At 67.3% G+C, this 17,468-nt stretch carries 14 protein-coding genes; 6 read left to right on the top strand and 8 right to left on the bottom strand.

The window, feature by feature from the left end:
- Nucleotides 1-84: 84 nt before the first annotated feature.
- The gene (locus tag TabM4_RS12615) at nucleotides 85-1,557 is read right to left on the bottom strand and encodes a leucyl aminopeptidase (protein ID WP_434612810.1); all 1,473 of its coding nucleotides are present in this window, start codon (nucleotides 1,555-1,557) and stop codon (nucleotides 85-87) included.
- Nucleotides 1,558-1,713: 156 nt separating this feature from the next.
- Here TabM4_RS12615 and lptF point away from each other — a divergent pair, with 156 nt between their 5' ends.
- From lptF to rsmA, 6 genes are all read left to right on the top strand, one after another.
- Entirely contained in the window at nucleotides 1,714-2,835 is a 1,122-nt protein-coding gene (gene lptF, locus TabM4_RS12620; protein WP_434612812.1) for an LPS export ABC transporter permease LptF, read from the top strand.
- On the top strand, nucleotides 2,832-3,929 hold the full coding sequence (lptG, locus tag TabM4_RS12625; protein ID WP_434612814.1) for an LPS export ABC transporter permease LptG: 1,098 nt from the start codon (nucleotides 2,832-2,834) through the stop codon (nucleotides 3,927-3,929). Before lptF ends, lptG begins: the two co-directional genes overlap by 4 nt.
- A gap of 55 nt (nucleotides 3,930-3,984) precedes the next feature.
- Nucleotides 3,985-6,138, top strand: a complete 2,154-nt coding sequence (locus TabM4_RS12630) for an LPS-assembly protein LptD (protein ID WP_434612816.1) — start codon at nucleotides 3,985-3,987, stop codon at nucleotides 6,136-6,138.
- 47 nt (nucleotides 6,139-6,185) lie between these two features.
- Nucleotides 6,186-7,460: a peptidylprolyl isomerase gene (locus TabM4_RS12635; RefSeq protein ID WP_434612818.1), complete on the top strand. Its 1,275-nt coding sequence runs from the start codon at nucleotides 6,186-6,188 to the stop codon at nucleotides 7,458-7,460.
- Nucleotides 7,457-8,437 (top strand): 4-hydroxythreonine-4-phosphate dehydrogenase PdxA, encoded by a 981-nt coding sequence (pdxA, locus tag TabM4_RS12640; RefSeq protein ID WP_434612820.1) that lies wholly within the window; start codon nucleotides 7,457-7,459, stop codon nucleotides 8,435-8,437. The genes TabM4_RS12635 and pdxA overlap by 4 nt, the downstream gene beginning before the upstream one ends.
- An 80-nt stretch (nucleotides 8,438-8,517) precedes the next feature.
- The gene (gene rsmA / locus TabM4_RS12645) at nucleotides 8,518-9,357 is read left to right on the top strand and encodes a 16S rRNA (adenine(1518)-N(6)/adenine(1519)-N(6))-dimethyltransferase RsmA (protein ID WP_434612822.1); all 840 of its coding nucleotides are present in this window, start codon (nucleotides 8,518-8,520) and stop codon (nucleotides 9,355-9,357) included.
- A gap of 57 nt (nucleotides 9,358-9,414) precedes the next feature.
- On the opposite strand, the gene TabM4_RS12650 is transcribed toward rsmA, so the two are convergent.
- From TabM4_RS12650 to TabM4_RS12680, 7 genes are all read right to left on the bottom strand, one after another.
- Nucleotides 9,415-10,359, bottom strand: coding sequence for a DUF4167 domain-containing protein (locus TabM4_RS12650; protein WP_434612824.1), 945 nt, complete (start codon nucleotides 10,357-10,359; stop codon nucleotides 9,415-9,417).
- A 247-nt stretch (nucleotides 10,360-10,606) separates the two neighbouring features.
- Nucleotides 10,607-11,461, bottom strand: a complete 855-nt coding sequence (gene prmC / locus TabM4_RS12655) for a peptide chain release factor N(5)-glutamine methyltransferase (RefSeq protein WP_434612826.1) — start codon at nucleotides 11,459-11,461, stop codon at nucleotides 10,607-10,609.
- Nucleotides 11,458-12,513, bottom strand: a complete 1,056-nt coding sequence (gene prfA, locus TabM4_RS12660; protein WP_434612828.1) for a peptide chain release factor 1 — start codon at nucleotides 12,511-12,513, stop codon at nucleotides 11,458-11,460. Before prfA ends, prmC begins: the two co-directional genes overlap by 4 nt.
- Before the next feature lie 101 nt (nucleotides 12,514-12,614).
- Complete coding sequence (locus tag TabM4_RS12665) at nucleotides 12,615-13,049, bottom strand: DUF1499 domain-containing protein (RefSeq protein ID WP_434612830.1); 435 nt, start codon at nucleotides 13,047-13,049, stop codon at nucleotides 12,615-12,617.
- 23 nt (nucleotides 13,050-13,072) lie between these two features.
- Nucleotides 13,073-14,041, bottom strand: a complete 969-nt coding sequence (gene speB, locus TabM4_RS12670; protein ID WP_434612832.1) for an agmatinase — start codon at nucleotides 14,039-14,041, stop codon at nucleotides 13,073-13,075.
- 357 nt (nucleotides 14,042-14,398) lie between these two features.
- Nucleotides 14,399-15,805 carry an aminotransferase gene (locus TabM4_RS12675; protein ID WP_434612834.1) on the bottom strand — a complete coding sequence of 469 codons (1,407 nt, stop codon included), beginning with the start codon at nucleotides 15,803-15,805 and terminating at the stop codon, nucleotides 14,399-14,401.
- Between the two features lie 239 nt (nucleotides 15,806-16,044).
- Complete coding sequence (locus TabM4_RS12680) at nucleotides 16,045-17,415, bottom strand: phosphomannomutase (RefSeq protein WP_434612835.1); 1,371 nt, start codon at nucleotides 17,413-17,415, stop codon at nucleotides 16,045-16,047.
- Nucleotides 17,416-17,468: the final 53 nt, after the last annotated feature.

Consider the following 17,468-nt stretch of genomic DNA (forward strand, 5'->3'; position numbering starts at 1 on the left):
CTACCGGGGAGGCCTGGCGCGCGACGGACCGCCCTCCCTTTCAGTGGCGCCCCCGCAAGTCACCCGTCATGGCGCTTTGCGCCCCTATTTTCCTTCGAACTTCTCGCGGATAAGACGGTTCAGAGCCATGACGCCCCATCCCGTCGCCCCCTTGGGCGCAAGGGTACTTTCGGATTTGAGCAGCGCCGTGCCCGCGATGTCGAGGTGGCACCATGGCGTTTCGGGCTTGACGAAACGTTGCAGGAACTGCGCCGCCGTGATCGCCCCGCCATCGCGCCCGCCCACGTTCATCATGTCGGCGATGCGGGATTTCAGCTTTGCATCATAGGCATCGCCCATGGGCATGCGCCATGCCCCCTCGCCCTCCGCCTGCGCGGCCTTGAGGAAGGCGTTGCAAAGATCGTCACTGTTCGAAAAGACGCCCGTATTTTCATGCCCCAGCGCGATGATGATCGCGCCTGTCAGCGTGGCGAGGTCGATCATCCCCGAAGGTTTGAACCGCTCCTGCGCATACCACAACACATCAGCCAGAACGAGGCGGCCTTCGGCATCTGTGTTGATCACCTCGACCGTGTCGCCCTTCATGGTGCGGACCACGTCGCCCGGTCGCTGCGCGCGCCCGTCGGGCATGTTCTCGACCAGCCCAACCAGCCCCACGACATTGGCCTTGGCCTTGCGCAGGGCAAGCGTCCGCATGACGCCTGCCACCACAGCGGCGCCGCCCATGTCCATCGTCATCTCTTCCATGCCCGCCGCAGGCTTGATCGAGATGCCGCCCGTGTCGAACACCACGCCCTTGCCGACAAGGGCGAAGGGGGCCGCTTCCTTGTCACCGCCATGCCATTGCATGACCACGACCTTGGACGGGCTTTCCGACCCCTGCCCCACACCCAGAAGCGCGCCCATGCCCAGTTTGGCAAGTTGCTCTTCCTCAAGGATTTCCACGTCCAGACCCAGTTCCTGCATCGCCGCAAGGCGGGCGGCGAAGTCGTAGGTGGTCAGGATATTGGCCGGTTCGTTCACCAGATCGCGGGTGAAGAAGACGCCCTCGGCCACGGCGGCACCGGGGGCGGCGGCGGCGGCCACCGCCTCGGGATTGGCGACCATGAAGACGACATGGCCGGGGTCCTTGCGGTCGCCGGTCTTGTGGGCGGTGAAGTCATAGGCGCGCATCGCCGTGCCGAAGGCGATCTCGGCGACCTGCGCATGGCCCTCCGCAAGGACCGTGGCCCCTGCCGGGGTCAGGGCACGGCCGATGGCCCCGCCGGCCTTGCGCGCCTGCGCGGCATCGGCGCGCCTTGGCAGGCGGATCACCTGCAGCGCGTCGCAAGCGAGGCCCGACGGAAAGGCAAGCTCCATCGCCTCACCCGGTTTCAGACGCTCGAAAGCCTCGCTCTGCAGCATACGGGCGACCGCGCCCTTGGTCAGCCGGTCCAGACGGCGCAGCGCGGCGCCAAGGCCCGAAGTTCCGTCGGCAAAGGCCACGATGCGGCCCGATAGGCGGGGCAGCGCCTCCAGATCGACGGCGCGGAAATGGATCGGAACGGGATGGGTCATGGCGGAAATCTCCGGGACTGTGCCGCCCCCGAAAGCGGCGGCCAAGGCATCGGCGGAACGCTACCCGCCCCGCCCCGGATTGACCAGATATGAGTTTTCCCCGCCGCGGAATTCCGATAGTTTCACGCCAAGAAAAGAACCGGGGGCGTGGTCGGCGTGTCGAGATTCGACAGATATCTGCTGTCGCAACTTGTTGCGCTGTTCGGGTTCTTTGCCCTAATCCTTGTGTCCGTCTATTGGGTGAACAGGGCCGTCGGCCTGTTCGACAGGCTGTTGGGCGATGGGCATTCCGCGCTGGTCTTCCTTGAATTCTCGCTTTTGATGCTGCCCAACGTGATCCGGCTGGTGCTGCCCATCGCGGCCTTTGCGGCGGCGATCTACATCACCAACCGCCTGACGCAGGAAAGCGAATTGGTGGTGATGCAGGCCACGGGTTTTTCCGCCTTCCGGCTGGCGCGGCCGGTGCTTTACTTCGGGGCCATCGTGACGGCGCTGCATCTGGTGCTGATGAATGTCCTTGTCCCGTGGAGCGGGGCGATGCTGTCGGAGCGGGAGGCGTCGCTTTCGGAGAATGTGACGGCGCGGTATCTGAACGCGGGGCAGTTCATGCATCCGGCGGCGGGCGTGACGCTGTACATCCGCGAGATCACGCCGCAGGGCGAGTTGCGCGATATTTTCCTTGCCGATGACCGCAGCGAGGCGGAGCGGACGACCTATACCGCCCGCAGCGCGCTTTTGGCGCGGGGGGATGCGGGGCCGATGCTTCTGATGTTCGACGGCATCGCGCAGACCATCGGGCGGGATGCGGAACGCAAACTCTCGATCACGCGATTTGCCGATGTGACCTATGATCTTGGCGGGATGCTGAACCGGGGCGAAAGCGCGCTGGTTCCGGTCGATTATCTGACGACGGGGCAGATCCTGCGCGGCGGGATCGCGGCAACCGAGGCCGCGACGGGGGCAGCGCCTGCGGTGATCCTGCAGGAATTGCATGCGAGGCTGGCGCAGCCCTTCCTGTCCTTGGCGGCGGCGCTGGTGGGTTTTGCCACGCTGCTGATCGGGGCCTTCAGCCGCTTCGGCCTGTGGCGGCAGATCCTTGCGGCGGTGGGGATCCTGATCTTCCTGCAACTTCTGAACACATCTGGGTCGGCGGCGGCGCTGCGGGATGCGCGGCTTTGGCCTGCGGTCTATCTGGCGCCGATTGCAGGGATCAGCATCGCCGCCCTGCTGTTGCACCTTGCGCAGCGCCCCCGTCGGGTGCGAAGGGCGGTGGCATGACGCTGAGCCTGTACATCGCCCGCCGTTTCCTGATGACGCTGGCCGTCGTCTTCGGCGTGTTCTTCGGGATCATGCTGCTGATCGATACGATAGATCAGTTGCGCCGTCTGAGCGGCAGCGATGCGGGGCTGCTCTCGGCGCTGCAACTGGCCGCGCTGAACGTGCCGGAAAGCCTGTATCGCATCCTTCCCCTGATCGTGATCCTTGCGGCGGTGGCGCTGTTCATGGCCTTGGCCCGGTCGAGCGAACTGGTCGTGGTGCGGGCGGCGGGGCGGTCGGGGTTGCGCTTCCTGATCGCGCCGGTCCTGACGGCGCTGGTCTGCGGTTTGCTGGCGGTGGCGGTGCTGAACCCGCTCGTCGCGGCGACGGGCAAGCTTTACGACAGCGCGCAGGCCAGCATCGCCCGCAGCGGACAGAGCGTCCTGTCGGTTTCCGCCAGCGGATTGTGGCTGCGGCAGGGGGATGGCAACGGGCAGACGGTCATCCAGGCCGCGCGCAGCAATCAGGACGGGACGGAGCTTTACGGCGTGACCTTCGTCCTTTTCGATGCAACCGGCCTGCCCGCAGCACGGGTGGAAGCGGCGGTGGCGAGGCTTGAGCCGGGGGCGTGGCGTCTGGAAGGGGCCAAGCGGTGGGATCTGTCGGAGGCCAATCCCGAACAGACGGCAAGCCACTTGCCGGATGGCAGCACCCTACCCTCCGACCTGACGCGGGAGGGCATCCGGGACAGTTTCGGCGCGCCCTCGGCGATCCCCTTCTGGTCGCTGCCTGCCTATATCGACAGCCTAGAGAAGGCGGGGTTTTCGGCGCGCTCGCATGAAGTCTGGTTCCAGATGGAGCTTGCGCAGCCGCTGCTTCTGGCGGCGATGGTTCTGGTGGCGGCGGGGTTCACCATGCGGCATGCGCGGTTCGGCAAGACCGGGACGCTGGTGCTGCTGGCGATCCTGTCGGGCTTTGCGATCTTCTTCCTGCGCAATTTCGCGCAGGTTCTGGGCGAGAACGGTCAGATCCCTGTGGCACTTGCGGCATGGACACCGCCCCTTGCTGCCACCATGATGGCCTTGGGCCTGCTTTTGCATCTGGAGGATGGCTGACATGTCGCGCCGCCATCTTCAGTTCGGGAAAAGGCGCAAGAGGCGCTTTTCTGCGTTGCGGCAGCTGACCTTCGCGCTGTCGCTGGCGGCGCTGATTGCGGCCAGCGGCCCCGGCGGGCTGCAGGCGCAAGAGACGGCGACGCTGGTTGCCGACCGGCTGGAGATTGCTGCGGATAACCGCCTAATCGCGGATGGCGCGGTGGAGGTCTTCTATCAGGGCCGCCGCTTGACGGCGGAGAGGATCGTCTATGATCAGGCCGCTGACCGGCTGTCGATCGAGGGGCCGATCCGGCTGACCGATGCCGAGGGGACGACCGTCATCGTCAGCGCGCAGGCGGAACTTGCCGCCGATCTGACCGAGGGTATCCTGCAAAGCGCGCGGGTCGTGCTGAACGAACAGTTGCAGATGGCCGCCGCGCAGATGGTGCGCAGTCAGGGCCGCTATCTGCAACTGGACAATGTCGTTGCCTCAAGCTGCAAGGTTTGCGCGGGCAGCAGCACACCGCTTTGGGAGATCCGGGCCCGACGGGTGCTGCATGACCAAGGGGAACGGCAGATCTATTTCGACCATGCGCAGTTGCGGATGGCCGGGGTGCCCGTCCTTTACATCCCGCGCCTGCGTGTGCCCGATCCGACGCTGGACCGGTCAAGCGGGTTCCTGATGCCCAAGTTCACCAACCGGACCGATCTGGGAACGGGCGTCACGGTGCCCTACTTCCTGACGCTTGGACCGTCGCGCGACCTGACCTTTTCGCCCACGATCACCAGCGCGGGGGCGCGGTCGATGGGGCTGCGCTATCGGCAGGCCTTCGATACGGGCGGCATCGTCGTGGATGGCATCATCGCCCGCGACGACATCCAGCCCGGCAACACGCGCGGGCATGTCGTGGCGGACGGGGTCTTTGCGCTGCCCAAGGGGTTCCGGCTGGCCTTCCATGCCGAGGCCGTCAGCGACGATGCCTTCCTGACCGATTACGGGATAAGCGAGACGGACCGTCTGACGAATTCCATCCTGATCGAAAGGGTGCGGCGCGATCAGTATATCGCAGGCCGGATCATCAATTTCGATACGCTGCGGGCGGGGGATTTCCCGTCGGCCACGCCCTATCTGGTGACGGATTCCACCTTCATCCGGAGATTCCAACTGGGCAGCCTTGGCGGCGAAGGAACGCTGCGGTTCGGCACCCATACCCATACGCGGCAATCGTCGCAGGCCACCGATGGCGCGGACGCGGATGACGTCGCCGAAGGGGCGGACATGCAGCGCCTGTCGATCGGGGCGGATTGGCGGAAGGACTGGGTGACATCGTCCGGCATCGTCGTCGCGGTCTTGGGCGAGATGCGTCTGGACACATTCACCATCACCGACGACACGGTCTATGGCGGCAGCACGTCGCGCCTGTCGGGGGCGGGTGCGGTGGAGTTGCGCTGGCCTCTGCTGCGGGCGGGCTCGGGCGGTGCGGTGCAGGTTCTGGAACCGGTGGCGCAGGTCGTCTGGTCGGATGGCGGGAAAGGCACGATCCCCAACGAGGACAGCCGCCTTGTGGAGTTCGACGAGGCCAACCTCTTCTCGCTGAACCGTTTTCCGGGCAGCGACGTGGTGGAGGACGGGCTGCGCCTGAACCTCGGGCTGGGCTGGACGCGGATCGATCCGGCAGGCTGGACGGTGGGCGCGACCGTGGGACGGGTGTTCCGGGAAGAGCCTGCAATGGCGTTTTCGAATGCCTCGGGGCTGGGCGGCAGCACGTCGGATTGGCTGGTCGCGCTAACGGCCAGCACGCCAGACGGGCTTGACCTTGCCGGACGCATCATCGCGGATGACGACCTGACGGTGACGCGGGGCGAGGTGATCGCGGAATATGGCGGCGAACGGGTCTGGGCCAATGCCGGTTACATCTGGTCGATCGCGGATGCGGCGGAATCCCGTACGGATGCGGTGTCCGATCTGGTGATCGGTGGGGGGTATCAGATCACCCCCGGATGGACCGCGACCGCATCGAGCCGCTATGATTTCGCCTCGGACAGCTATCGCAGCGCGGATTTCGGGCTGGAGTTCAAGAACGAGTGCCTGCTGGTCGATCTTTCTCTCTCGCGTCGGCTGACGGCATCCACTACTGTGCGCTCAGGCACGACGGTCGATCTTTCGGTCGAGTTGCTGGGCTTTGGCGGCGGGACCGAGGCGGGACCGGCGCGCATGTGCAGGCGATGAGAGTGCAGGGCAGGATACGGGATACGGGAATGACGGATCATCCGCAGATGAAATCTGTGCGGGGCCTGCGGGCGGCGCTGGTCGGGGTTTCGATGGTGGCGCTTGTCTCTGGCCATGCCTTGGCGCAGGAGGGCAGCCCCTTCGCGCCGCGCATGGTGATCAACGGCCAGACGATCACGAATTTCGAGATGGAACAGCGGATGCTGTTCCTGCGCGCCCTGCGCGCGCCGGGCGACCCGGAGAAAGAGGCGCTGAAGGCGCTGATGAATGATCGGCTTGGCGCGCAGGCGGCCAAGGACATGGGCATTTCGGTCACCGCCGAACAGGTGAAGGCCGGGATGGCGGAATTCGCGCAGCGGGCCAACCTGACGGCGGAGCAATTCACCGAAGCGCTTGCGCAGGAGGGCGTCGCGCCCGAAACCTTCCGCGATTTCGTGGCCAATGGCCTGCTCTGGCGCGAGGTGGTGCGGACCAAATTCGCCTCGGCGGTGCGCATCTCGGATGCGCAGATCGACCGGGCTTTGGCCGAGAATGCCAAGACGCCGCAGGTGCGGGTGCTGCTGTCGGAACTGGTGATCCCGGTTCAGGGCGAGGACATTACCCCGGTGCTGGATCAGGCGCGGGGGATCAAGGAAGGTGCCGGGTCGGAGGCGGGCTTTGCCTCGGCGGCGCGGCAATTCTCGGCAGCCCCCTCGGCGGGGCGCGGGGGGCGGCTGGACTGGATGCCGATCACGAACTTGCCGCCCGCCATCGTGGGGCAGGTCCTGACCCTGTCGCCGGGCGAGATTTCCGATCCCATCGTGGTGCCGCAGGCGGTGGTCCTGTTCCAGTTGAACGGGATCAGCGATGTGGAAAGCGCGATGCCCGCGCAGGTCGAGGTGGAATATGCCCAATTCGCCCTGCCCGCAGGCACCGACCCCGCGGTGATCCGCCAGCAGGCGGATGGCTGCGGCGACCTTTATCCGCTGGCGCGGGGGCTGCCTGCCGATCAGCTGCGGGTGACCAAGCAGATGATGGGGCAGGTGCCGCAGGATATCGGGCTGGAACTGGCCAAGCTGGACCCCGGCGAAAGCGTGGTGCGGGCGCGCGGTGGGTATAATGAATTGCTGATGCTGTGCCTGCGCACGGGTATTCCCGAGCCTGACCCGAATGTGGCGGCCATGCCTGTGACCACGGAAGATGCCCCTGCGGCCGAGGGCGATGAGAAGCCCGCGGTCGACCGCGAGGCGGTGCGCAACCAGTTGGGCAACCAGCAACTCAACGCGCTGGCCGAGGCCTATCTGGAAGAGTTGCGGTCGGAAGCGATCATCGAGGAGCGGTGAGCGCCGCGCCCCTGCCCATCGCCCTGACCTGCGGCGATCCTGCCGGGATCGGGGCGGAGATCGCGCTGAAGGCGCGGGCCGTGCTGGGCGCGGAGGTGCCGTTCTTCTGGATCGGGGACCCCGCGCATCTGCCTGAGGGGGCTGCGTTTTCCGTGATCGAGACGCCGGAGGCGGCGGCGGATGTACCCGATGGCGACCTGCCTGTGTTGCCGCATGCTTTCCCCCGCCCTGCCCTGCCCGGCCAGCCGGACCCGGCCAATGCGCAGGGCGTGATCGACGTGATCGCGCGGGCGGTGGGGTTGGTGCAGGACGGCCGCGCGGCGGCCATCTGCACGCTGCCCATCAACAAGAAGGTGCTGAAGGACGGGGCGGGGTTCGGCTTTCCGGGCCATACCGAATATCTGGCCCATCTTGGCCGGGTGGAGCGGGTGGTGATGATGCTGGCCTGCCCGGAATTGCGGGTGGTGCCCGCGACGATCCATATCGCGCTGGGGGATGTGGTGCGGGTTCTGACGCCCGATCTGCTGGAGGCGACGATCCGCATCACCGATGCGGGGCTGCGGCGGGATTTCGGCATAGCCGCACCCCGGATCGCGGTGGCGGGGCTGAACCCGCATGCCGGGGAAGGCGGGGCAATGGGGCGGGAGGAGATGGATTGGATCGCCCCCCTGATCGCGCGGCTGCAGGAAGAGGGATTCGATCTGCGGGGGCCGATGCCGCCCGATACGATGTTCCATCCCCGTGCGCGGGCGGGCTATGACGTGGCGGTCTGCATGTATCACGATCAGGCGCTGATCCCGATCAAGACGGTGGATTTCGACGGGGGCGTGAATGTGACGCTGGGCCTGTCCTTCATCCGCACCTCGCCCGATCATGGCACGGCCTATGACATCGCGGGGCGCGGGATTGCGAGCGAGGGAAGCCTTGTCGCGGCGCTGCGGATGGCGCAACAGATGGCGGCGGCGCGCGGGGTTTGATGCGTCGGACCGGGGGTTTCACACCCCCGGACCCCCGTGGGATATTTGCGAACGGATGAAGCGGCAGGGGTTTTTCGGTCATGGCGACGATTGATGGGCTGCCGCCTTTGCGCGAGGTGATCCGGGCGCATGATCTGGTGGCGAAGAAGCAGTTGGGGCAGAACTTCCTGCTGGACCTGAACCTGACGGCCAAGATCGCGCGGCAGGCGGGGGATCTGTCGGGCTGCGACGTGCTGGAGGTGGGGCCGGGCCCCGGCGGGTTGACGCGGGGGCTGCTGGCCGAAGGCGCGCGGCGGGTGCTGGCGGTGGAGAAGGATGCGCGTTGCCTGCCTGCGCTGGCCGAGGTGGCGGCGGCCTATCCGGGGCGGTTGCAGGTCATCAACGGCGATGCGCTGGAGGTGGATGTCATGGCCCATCTTACGCCGCCGGTGCGGGTGGTGGCGAACCTGCCTTACAATGTGGGGACGGAATTGCTGATCCGCTGGCTGACGCCGGAGGTCTGGCCGCCCTTCTGGGAGAGCCTGACCTTGATGTTCCAAAAGGAGGTGGCGGAGCGGATCGTGGCCAAGCCGCGGACGGAGCATTACGGGCGGCTGGCGCTCTTGGTGCAGTGGCGGGCGGAGGCGAAGGTGGTGATGCATCTGCCGCCCGAGGCCTTTACCCCCGCGCCCAAGGTGCATTCGGCGGTGGTCCATGTCACGCGGCTGGCCGAGCCGCGTTTTCCCTGCGACTTCAAGGTCTTGCAGAGGATCACGGCGATGGCCTTCAACCAGCGGCGCAAGATGCTGCGGGCGTCGTTGAAGGGCCTCGCTCCGGGGATCGAGGAGAAGCTGGCGGCGGCGGGGATCGAGCCCACGGCGCGGGCGGAGGAGATTTCGCTGGAGGGGTTCTGTTCCTTGGCGAGGGTTATCAAGGAATGAAGAAGGCCGGGATGTTCCCGGCCTTCTTGGTTAACGATTGGTAAAGGGGTTAACGGATCATTCCGCCGCTTCGGCGGGGCCGTTGTCCGATTTTTCCTTTTCCGCCTTGGGCTTGCGCGGGGCGCGGGGCTTTTTCACGGCCTCGGGTGCGGGCGCTGCCTCGGCAGGTTTTTCCGCGGGTTTGGGCTTTGCCTCGCTGACCGGCGCGGGCGCAGGGGCCGGGGCTGGTGCCGGGGGCTGCTCTGCAACGGGCGCGGCGGGGGCCGATTCGGCGGCGGGCTTTGCCTGCTGCTGGTCACGATCCCGGTCGCGGTCACGGTTGCGATCCCGGTCACGGTCACGGTTGCGATCCCGGTCGCGGTCGCGGTCGCGATAGAATTCGCGGCGTTCGCCCCCCTGCGGGCGATCTCCCTGCTGACGGTCGCCCTGTTGGCGGTCGTTCTGTTGGCGGTCGCCTTGCGGGCGGTACCCCCGATCTTCGCGGCGGTCATCGCGACGGTCGTCACGGTCGCGGCGCTGTTGGTAGGGGCGGGCCTCGGGCGTTTCCACGAGGTTGGTGCCGCCTTCGCCCAGTTCGATCACCTCGACGCTGCCGGTGCTGTCATCGCCACGGTCGGATTGATAATCGCCCCGGTCGCCGCGATCGTTGCGGTCGCGCCAGTTGTCGCGGTCGCGGTAGCCGTTCTGGTTGCCGCCATTGCCGTTCTGGTTGCCGTTCTGCTGCTGGCGCTGCCGCTCTTCCTGTTCGGCGGCCATCTCGCGCTGCGCCTCGCCCAGCATGCGGGTATAGTGTTCGGCGTGCTGGAGGAAGTTCTCGGCGGCGACGCGGTCATTCGAAAGCTGCGCGTCACGGGCGAGGAGCTGATACTTCTCGATGATCTGCTGCGGCGTGCCGCGCACCTTGCCCTCGGGGCCGGAGCTGTCGAAGACGCGGTTGATGATGTTGCCGAGGGTGCGCGGGCGGTTCGCCTTGTTGCGCGAGCGGGACTTGGAAGATCTCATCTTGTCCTTTGGTCCAGATGACCTGGCTTTCCTGCGAAGCGCCTTCGGGTCGTGTGATCCCTTGCGGGACCGGAAGGCGTTCAAGCTGTCTGGCAGTTCAGGCGCAGGGGAGCCTTCGCCCGGCCCCGTCACCTGATGCCGACTAAACATTCTTGGGCGTGCATGACAAGCTGATTCTGGTGCCGTGCGGTGGTTCGGGCGGGTTTTGCCGATGCGCGGCGGGCGAATGTGGCCGAATTCCCGCAGATCAGGCGGTGCCGCAGCCGGTGTCATCCTGCGGTTTGCGGGCGACGACGACGCGGTCGCGGCCGTCGAGATCGGGGAGGATGCGGATGTCGGTGAGGCCTTGCGCGGCGAAAAGGGCGGCGACCTGCGCGCCTTGGGTGGGGCCGATTTCCACGATGAGGCGGCCTTGCGGCATCAGGCGGGCGGGTGCGCCTGCCGCGATGGCGCGGTAGGCGTCGAGGCCGTCGCCGCCGGGGGTGAGGGCGCGGCGGGGTTCGTGGAGGACTTCGGGGGAGAGGTCGGCCATTTCGCCTTCGGCGATGTAGGGGGGGTTCGACAGGATCAGGTCGAAGCGTCCCGGAATGGCGGCGAACCAGTCGGAGAGGAGGAAGTGGGCGCGGTTGGCGAGGTTCAGCGCGCGGGCGTTTTCCTCGGCGACGATCAGTGTGGCGGGGTGGATGTCGGTGCCTGTTCCTTTGGCCATCGGCATTCCGGCGAGGCAGGAGAGGAGGATGCAGCCCGTCCCGGTGCCGAGGTCGAGGAGTTTCAGGAAGGGTTCCTTCAGCGCTTCTTCGACGAGGATTTCGGTTTCCGGGCGGGGGTCGAGCGTGTCGGGGGTGACGCGGAAGGGGCGGCCCCAGAAGAGGCGGGTTCCGGTGATGTGGCTGACGGGTTCGCGGTTCGCACGGCGGGTGATGGCCTGAGCGAAGGCCTCTTCGGCCTGCGGCGGGAGGGGGTCAGCAAGGTGGAGTGTCAGGCGGTCGGGGGCGATGCCTGCGGCATGGGCGAGGAGGGCGCGGGCGTCGCGGGGAGCGTCGGTTATGCCTGCGGCTTGCAGTTTCGGGATTGCAAGGCGGAGGGCTTCGTTGCCCGTCACCCTTCCATCTCCGCCAGTTTCTCGGCCTGATCATGGGCGACGAGGGCGTTCACCACGGCGTCGAGGTCGCCCGCCATGATCTGCGGCAGGGAATAGAGCGTCAGGTTGATGCGGTGGTCGGTCAGGCGGCCTTGCGGGAAGTTGTAGGTGCGGATGCGTTCGGAACGGTCGCCGGAGCCCACCTGCGACTTGCGCTCGGCGGCGCGTTCGTTGGCTTGGCGGTCGCGTTCCATCTCGTAGAGCCGCGCGCGCAGGACCTGCATGGCGATGGCGCGGTTCTGGTGCTGGGATTTCTCGGACGAGGTGACGACGATCCCGGTGGGAAGGTGGGTGATGCGGACCGCCGAGTCGGTGGTGTTGACGTGCTGGCCCCCTGCCCCGCTGCTGCGCATGGTGTCGATGCGGATGTCGGCGGCTGGAATGTCGATGTCCACCTCCTCGGCCTCTGGCAGGACGGCGACGGTGGCGGCGGAGGTGTGGATGCGGCCGCCCGCTTCGGTTTCCGGCACGCGCTGGACCCGGTGGACGCCGGATTCGAATTTGAGCTTGGCGAAGACGCCTTCGCCCTGGATATGGGCGGTGAGTTCCTTGATCCCGCCGAGGTCGGAGAGTTGCTGTTCGAGGATCTCGAAGCGCCAGCCTTGGCGTTCCGCGTAGCGTTGATACATGCGGAGAAGGTCGCCTGCGAAGAGCGAGGCTTCCTCGCCCCCGGTGCCGGGGCGGATTTCGAGGATGGCGGGGCGGGCGTCGGCGGCGTCCCTGGGCAGGAGCGCGATGCGGAGCGCCTGTTCGTAATCGGGGATGAGGGCGCGGAGGCGGGGGAGTTCATCCTCGGCCAGCGCGCGCATCTCGGGGTCGGCGAGCATCGCCTCGGCCTCGGACAGGTCGTCAAGCGCGCGGCGGTAGGCAGCGATCTGGTCGGCCACGGGCCGCAGATCGCTGTATTCGCGGGAGATTTTCGCGATCTCGGCGGGTTCCGCGCCTGCGTTCAGGCGCGCCTCGAGATATTCGAAGCGCTGGGTGATCTGGGCGAGTTTGTCGAGCGGGACCATGCGGGGGGGTTTCGCGCTTTGGGGCGGGCCGGTCAAGGGGGGGAAACCGGCCGGGGTTTCACCCCGGACCCCAGGGTATTTGGACCGAAACGAAGCCGGGTTCAGAGTCTTGGCAGCCAATCGCGCAGGCGGGCGGCGTTGACGCCCATGTCGCTGCGCCCGAGACGGAGGCGGGCATGGAGGGTGAGGCGGGTTCCCGTGGCGTCGGGCGCGGCTTCGGCGGTGGTGTAGTCGGGGAAGCCCCAGAGGGCGGAGCGGGTGATCCATGTGATGCGGCCCTCCTCCGGCGATCCGGCGAGGCGGGTGGTGCGGGGTGTGGCCGTGGCGATGGCGTCGAGCTTTGCCAGCGCCTCGGCCGGGGCGGCGGGAAGGAGGCAGGTGGCGCGGGCATCGCCTTCGCCCTGTTGGACCGTGCAGTCGGGCTGCGCGGCGGGCGTGGGCGAGACGTGCCAGCGCGCCGGGTCGGAGGGGGCGAGGCGGACATAGGCGCCGAAGCCGATCACCAGAAGGGCGAGAAGCCCCAGAACCATGCCCATCCTGCCCACTCCATGCGCCCCTGTCAGCGTTGCGTCCTTGCCCAGTGATAGAGGCAAATCAGGTCATAGGCCACATGCGCGCCCGCGATGGCGGTGGCGCCGGTGGTGTCGTAGGGGGGCGAGACCTCGACCACGTCGCCGCCGACCATGTTGATCCCCGCCAGATCGCGCAGGATGGCCGCCGCCTGCCAGGAATGCAGGCCGCCCCAGACCGGGGTGCCGGTGCCGGGCGCATAGGCGGGGTCGAGCGCGTCGATGTCGAAGGTCACATAGGTCGGCCCGTCGCCGACGATGTCCTTGGCGAGCGCCACGGCATGGGCGACGCCCTTTTCGTGGAGTTCGCGGGCGGAGAGGACGTTGACGCCCAGATAATCCTCGGTCGTGGTGCGGATGCCGATCTGGAGCGAGCGCCTGGGGTCGACATAGCCATCCTTGACGGCCTTGTAGAGCATGGTGCCGTGGTCGATCCGGTCGGGGTTGTCATCGGGCCAGAGATCGGAATGGGCGTCGAAATGGATCACGCCGAGGGGGCCGTATTTCTGCGCATAGGCGCGCAGGACGGGGTAGGTGATGTAATGGTCGCCGCCCAGCGTGATGGCCCCGGCCCCTGCCTTGAGGATGGTGGCGATGTGGTCGGTCAGGGCGCCCGGGAAGCTGGGCGTATGGGCATAGTCGAAGGCGAGGTCGCCGTAATCGACGACCGCCATATCCTCCAGCGGGTCGGTGCCCCAGCCGAAGGGCGGGTCATAGGCGATGAGTGAGGAGGCCTCGCGGATGGCGCGGGGGCCGAAGCGGGTGCCGGCGCGGTGGGAGGTGGCCTGATCGAAGCAGACGCCGGTGATGGCGATATCGACCCCGGCGAGGTCCTTGGTATAGGTCCGGCGCAGGAAGGAGGTGGCGCCGGCGAAGGCGTTCTCGAAGGAATGGCCGCGCAGGCCATTGCGGGTGAAAGCGGTATCGATGTCAGACTTTGCGTCTTCCAGAAGTGCCATGATGGGAGTGCCCATATTCGCAAGCGCAGTCGTTTGGATGGCCGAGACGCGCGGATCGGGTGGGCGCAGGGTGCCATCTAGGGTGGGGTTGTCAAGCGGGGCGGCGGCAGGGGCGGCGTGCGCCGGGTCAATGCCTTGGAATGGCAGGGAAAAGGGCCTTGGCGGCTGTACCGGATCCTGTGCCGGAAACTGTACCGCAAACCGTCAGCACGCAGCGGGCGGTGGGTTTACGCAAAGGCTGCGTTAACCAAGCGGCGCGAATCGGGGCGCAAGCAGACCCGCCCCGGACCTGATCCGGGGCCTCGGGCGGGCGTTGGCGGAGGCCCCGGATCAGGTCCGGGGCGGGGACCGGGGGCATCACCCGATGCGATGCCCTTCGCGGACCAGTTCATCCGTCACCTGACGGATGGCTTTCTCAAGCGTCACGGCGATGAACTCCACCTCGGATTCAGTGATCGTCAGGGGCGGGGACATGACGTTGAGATGGGCCATCGGGCGGACGATCAGGCCCATCGCCTCGGCCGCGTTGGAGATGCGCTTGCTTTCGTTCACGCCATCGGGGAGCGGTGCCTTGGTCGCCTTGTCGGCGACATTCTCGGTGCAGATCATCAGCCCCCGGCCCCGGACCTGACCGACGAGGGGCAGAGCCTCCAGCGTCTTGAGCCGCGACTGGAAGAGCGCGCCGATGCGGGCGGCATTGCCCAAGAGGTCCTCGCGTTCCATGATCTCGATGTTCTTCAGGCCCGCCGCGCAGGCGACGGGGTGGCCGGAATAGGTGAAGCCCGCGGTGAACCAGCGGTCGGGGTCCTGTCCCATCGCGTCCCAAAGCCGGTCGGAGAAGATCATGGCGCCCAAGGGGATGTAGCCGGAGGTCAGGCCCTTGGCGGTGGTGATGATGTCGGGGATGACGCCGAATTCGGCCTCGGAGGCGAACCAGTGGCCGAGACGGCCGAAGGCGGTGACGACCTCGTCGGCGATGAAGAGGATGCCGTGGCTTTGGCAGACCTCCCACATGCGTCGGAGATAGCCCTCGGGCGGGACGATCACGCCGCCGGAGGCCTGAATCGGTTCGGCGATGAAGCCGCCGATGCGGTCTGCCCCCACGGTGGCGATGAGGGTTTCGAATTCCGCGACCAGCGCGTCGCAGAACTCGGCCTCGCTCTGACCCGCGGGGCGGCGGTAGGGATTGGGGGGCGACAGGTGCCAGATGCCGTCTTCCTTGTAGCGGAATTCGGGGACGCGGTCGCCCGGACGTTTGCCCACCGATTGCGAGAGGTAGGTGGAGCCGTGATAGCTGTGATCCCGCGCGACGATGCCGGTTTTCGTCGGGTGGCCGAGGCAGGATTGCACATAGGCCACCATGCGCACCGCCGTGTCGACGGCGGTGGAGCCGCCGGTGGTGAACATCACGCGGTTCAGGTCGCCGGGGGCGAGCGCCGCGATCTTTGCGGCAAGGCGGGCGGAGGGGTCGTTGGCCATGTCGACGAAGGTGTTGGAGAAGGCCAGACGTTCCGCCTGATCGGCGATGGCCTGCGCCATCTCGCGTCGTCCGAGGCCGATATTGGTGCACCATAGGCCCCCAACGGCATCCAGATAGCGGCGGCCATCGGCATCCCAGAGCCAGCAGCCCTCGCCCTTGGTGATGACGAGCGCGCCTTCCTTTTCGAAGCTGCCGAAATTCGTCCAGGGGTGGAGGTGGTGGCTGTGGTCCATCTCCCACAGATCGGCGGGAGAGGGGGAATTCAGGGCGGCAAGCGGGGCCATCGGATGCGTCCTTGGGTGGTGTTGTTGCACGTTAGTATAACAAAGGGGCGTGGCGGAGGCCAGAGCGGGCGCGCCGACGGGGGGGCGGTTTGGGGCTTTGGCCGGGGAGTTTTGGGTATTTGGGCCGGGACGAAGCAGGGCGCGGGAAGGTGCTGCGGGCCTGTGGCGCGCGGGATGGTCTTGGGGATGGGGGAGGTCCGGGGGGGTGCGGATGCGCCCCCCCGGCCTTGCGGAGGGGGTCAGGCGAAGAGGGCGCTGATCTCGGCCACGGCCTGTGCCACGAGGTCGGGGCGGGCGCGGGATTCGACGTTCAGCCGCAGGAGCGGTTCGGTGTTCGAGCCGCGCAGGTTCATCCGCCAAGTGCCGAAGTCGAGCGAGAGGCCATCGGTCGTGTCGCGGCTTTCGGCGCGGGGGGCGTAGCGGGATTCGACCTCGGCGATGGCGGCGCGGACATCGGGGACGCGGAAGTTGATCTCGCCGGAGGAGGGGAAGGCCGCGCGGCGGGCGGCGAGGAGATCGGCGAGGGATTGGCCGGAGCGGCCCATCAGTTCGGCCACGAGGAGCCACGGGACCATGCCGCTGTCGCAGGCGAAGAAGTCGCGGAAATAGTGATGGGCCGACATCTCGCCGCCATAGACGGCACCCGTGTCGCGCAGGGCCTGTTTCAGGAAGGCGTGGCCGGTGCGGGCCATGACCGCCCTGCCCCCGGCGGCGGCGACGGCGGCCTGCGTGGCGAGGATCACGCGCGGGTCATGGATGATGGTGGCACCGGGTTCCTTGGCGCAGAAGACCTCGGCCAGAAGGCCCACGACATATTCGCCGGGGACGAACTGGCCATCGTGATCGAAGAAGAAGCAGCGGTCGAAATCGCCGTCGAAGGCGACCGCCATGTCGGCCTTTTCCCGCAGGACGGCCTGTGCGGTGGGCGGCTGGTTTTCCGGCAGGAGCGGGTTGGGGATGCCGTTGGGGAAGCTGCCATCGGGGCTGTGATGCATCCGGGTGAAGCGGAGCGGCGCGTTCCGGGCGGCGAGGGCATCCGCGATGACGTCGAAGGTGGGGCCTGCCGCGCCGTTTCCGGCATTGACGAGGATGTGGAGCGGGCGCAGCGCCGCGATGTCGACGAAAGAGAGGACGCGGTCGACATAGGCCGCGCGGGTGGCGGAGGCGTCGGTGATGCGCCCGCCGGGGAGCGGGGCGGCGAAGGCCTGCGATTCGGCCAAGGCGCGGATCGCCTGCATGGTGGTCGCGGGGTCGAGCGGGGCGGAACCGGCCTGCACCAGTTTCATCCCGTTGTAATCCATCGGGTTGTGCGAGGCGGTGACGCAGATGCCCCCATCCGCGCCGAGATGCCCGGTGGCGAAATAGACCTCCTCCGTGCCGCAGAGACCGAGATCGAGGATCTCGGCCCCGGTGGCCATCAGCCCCTCGGCCACGGCCTGCGCGAGGGCGGCGGAGGTGGGGCGGATGTCGCGGCCCAGCACCACGCGGCGTGCGCCAAGGACCTGCCCATAGGCGCGGCCGATGCGGCGGGCGATATCCTCGTTCAGCTCGGCACCGAGGCGGCCGCGGATGTCATAGGCCTTGAAGCAGGTGAGCGGGGCGTCGGTCATGCGGGTGGTCCCTGTGAAGTCGCGTCCTTTGGGTGGGATGTGGTTAGCAGGGT

Origin of the sequence: Tabrizicola sp. M-4 (genome assembly GCF_051132405.1) — a bacterium.
Lineage (GTDB): Bacteria > Pseudomonadota > Alphaproteobacteria > Rhodobacterales > Rhodobacteraceae > Paragemmobacter.

Bases quoted from the DNA above. Each gene is read 5' to 3' on its own strand.
- rsmA (WP_434612822.1), top strand. From the start codon at position 8,518: ATGGCGACGATTGATGGGCTGCCGCCTTTGCGCGAGGTGATCCGGGCG.
- TabM4_RS12635 (WP_434612818.1), top strand. From the start codon at position 6,186: ATGAAATCTGTGCGGGGCCTGCGGGCGGCGCTGGTCGGGGTTTCGATG.
- TabM4_RS12615 (WP_434612810.1), bottom strand. From the start codon at position 1,557: ATGACCCATCCCGTTCCGATCCATTTCCGCGCCGTCGATCTGGAGGCG.
- TabM4_RS12680 (WP_434612835.1), bottom strand. From the start codon at position 17,415: ATGACCGACGCCCCGCTCACCTGCTTCAAGGCCTATGACATCCGCGGC.
- speB (WP_434612832.1), bottom strand. From the start codon at position 14,041: ATGGCACTTCTGGAAGACGCAAAGTCTGACATCGATACCGCTTTCACC.
- lptG (WP_434612814.1), top strand. From the start codon at position 2,832: ATGACGCTGAGCCTGTACATCGCCCGCCGTTTCCTGATGACGCTGGCC.
- TabM4_RS12665 (WP_434612830.1), bottom strand. From the start codon at position 13,049: ATGGGCATGGTTCTGGGGCTTCTCGCCCTTCTGGTGATCGGCTTCGGC.
- prfA (WP_434612828.1), bottom strand. From the start codon at position 12,513: ATGGTCCCGCTCGACAAACTCGCCCAGATCACCCAGCGCTTCGAATAT.
- TabM4_RS12650 (WP_434612824.1), bottom strand. From the start codon at position 10,359: ATGAGATCTTCCAAGTCCCGCTCGCGCAACAAGGCGAACCGCCCGCGC.
- TabM4_RS12675 (WP_434612834.1), bottom strand. From the start codon at position 15,805: ATGGCCCCGCTTGCCGCCCTGAATTCCCCCTCTCCCGCCGATCTGTGG.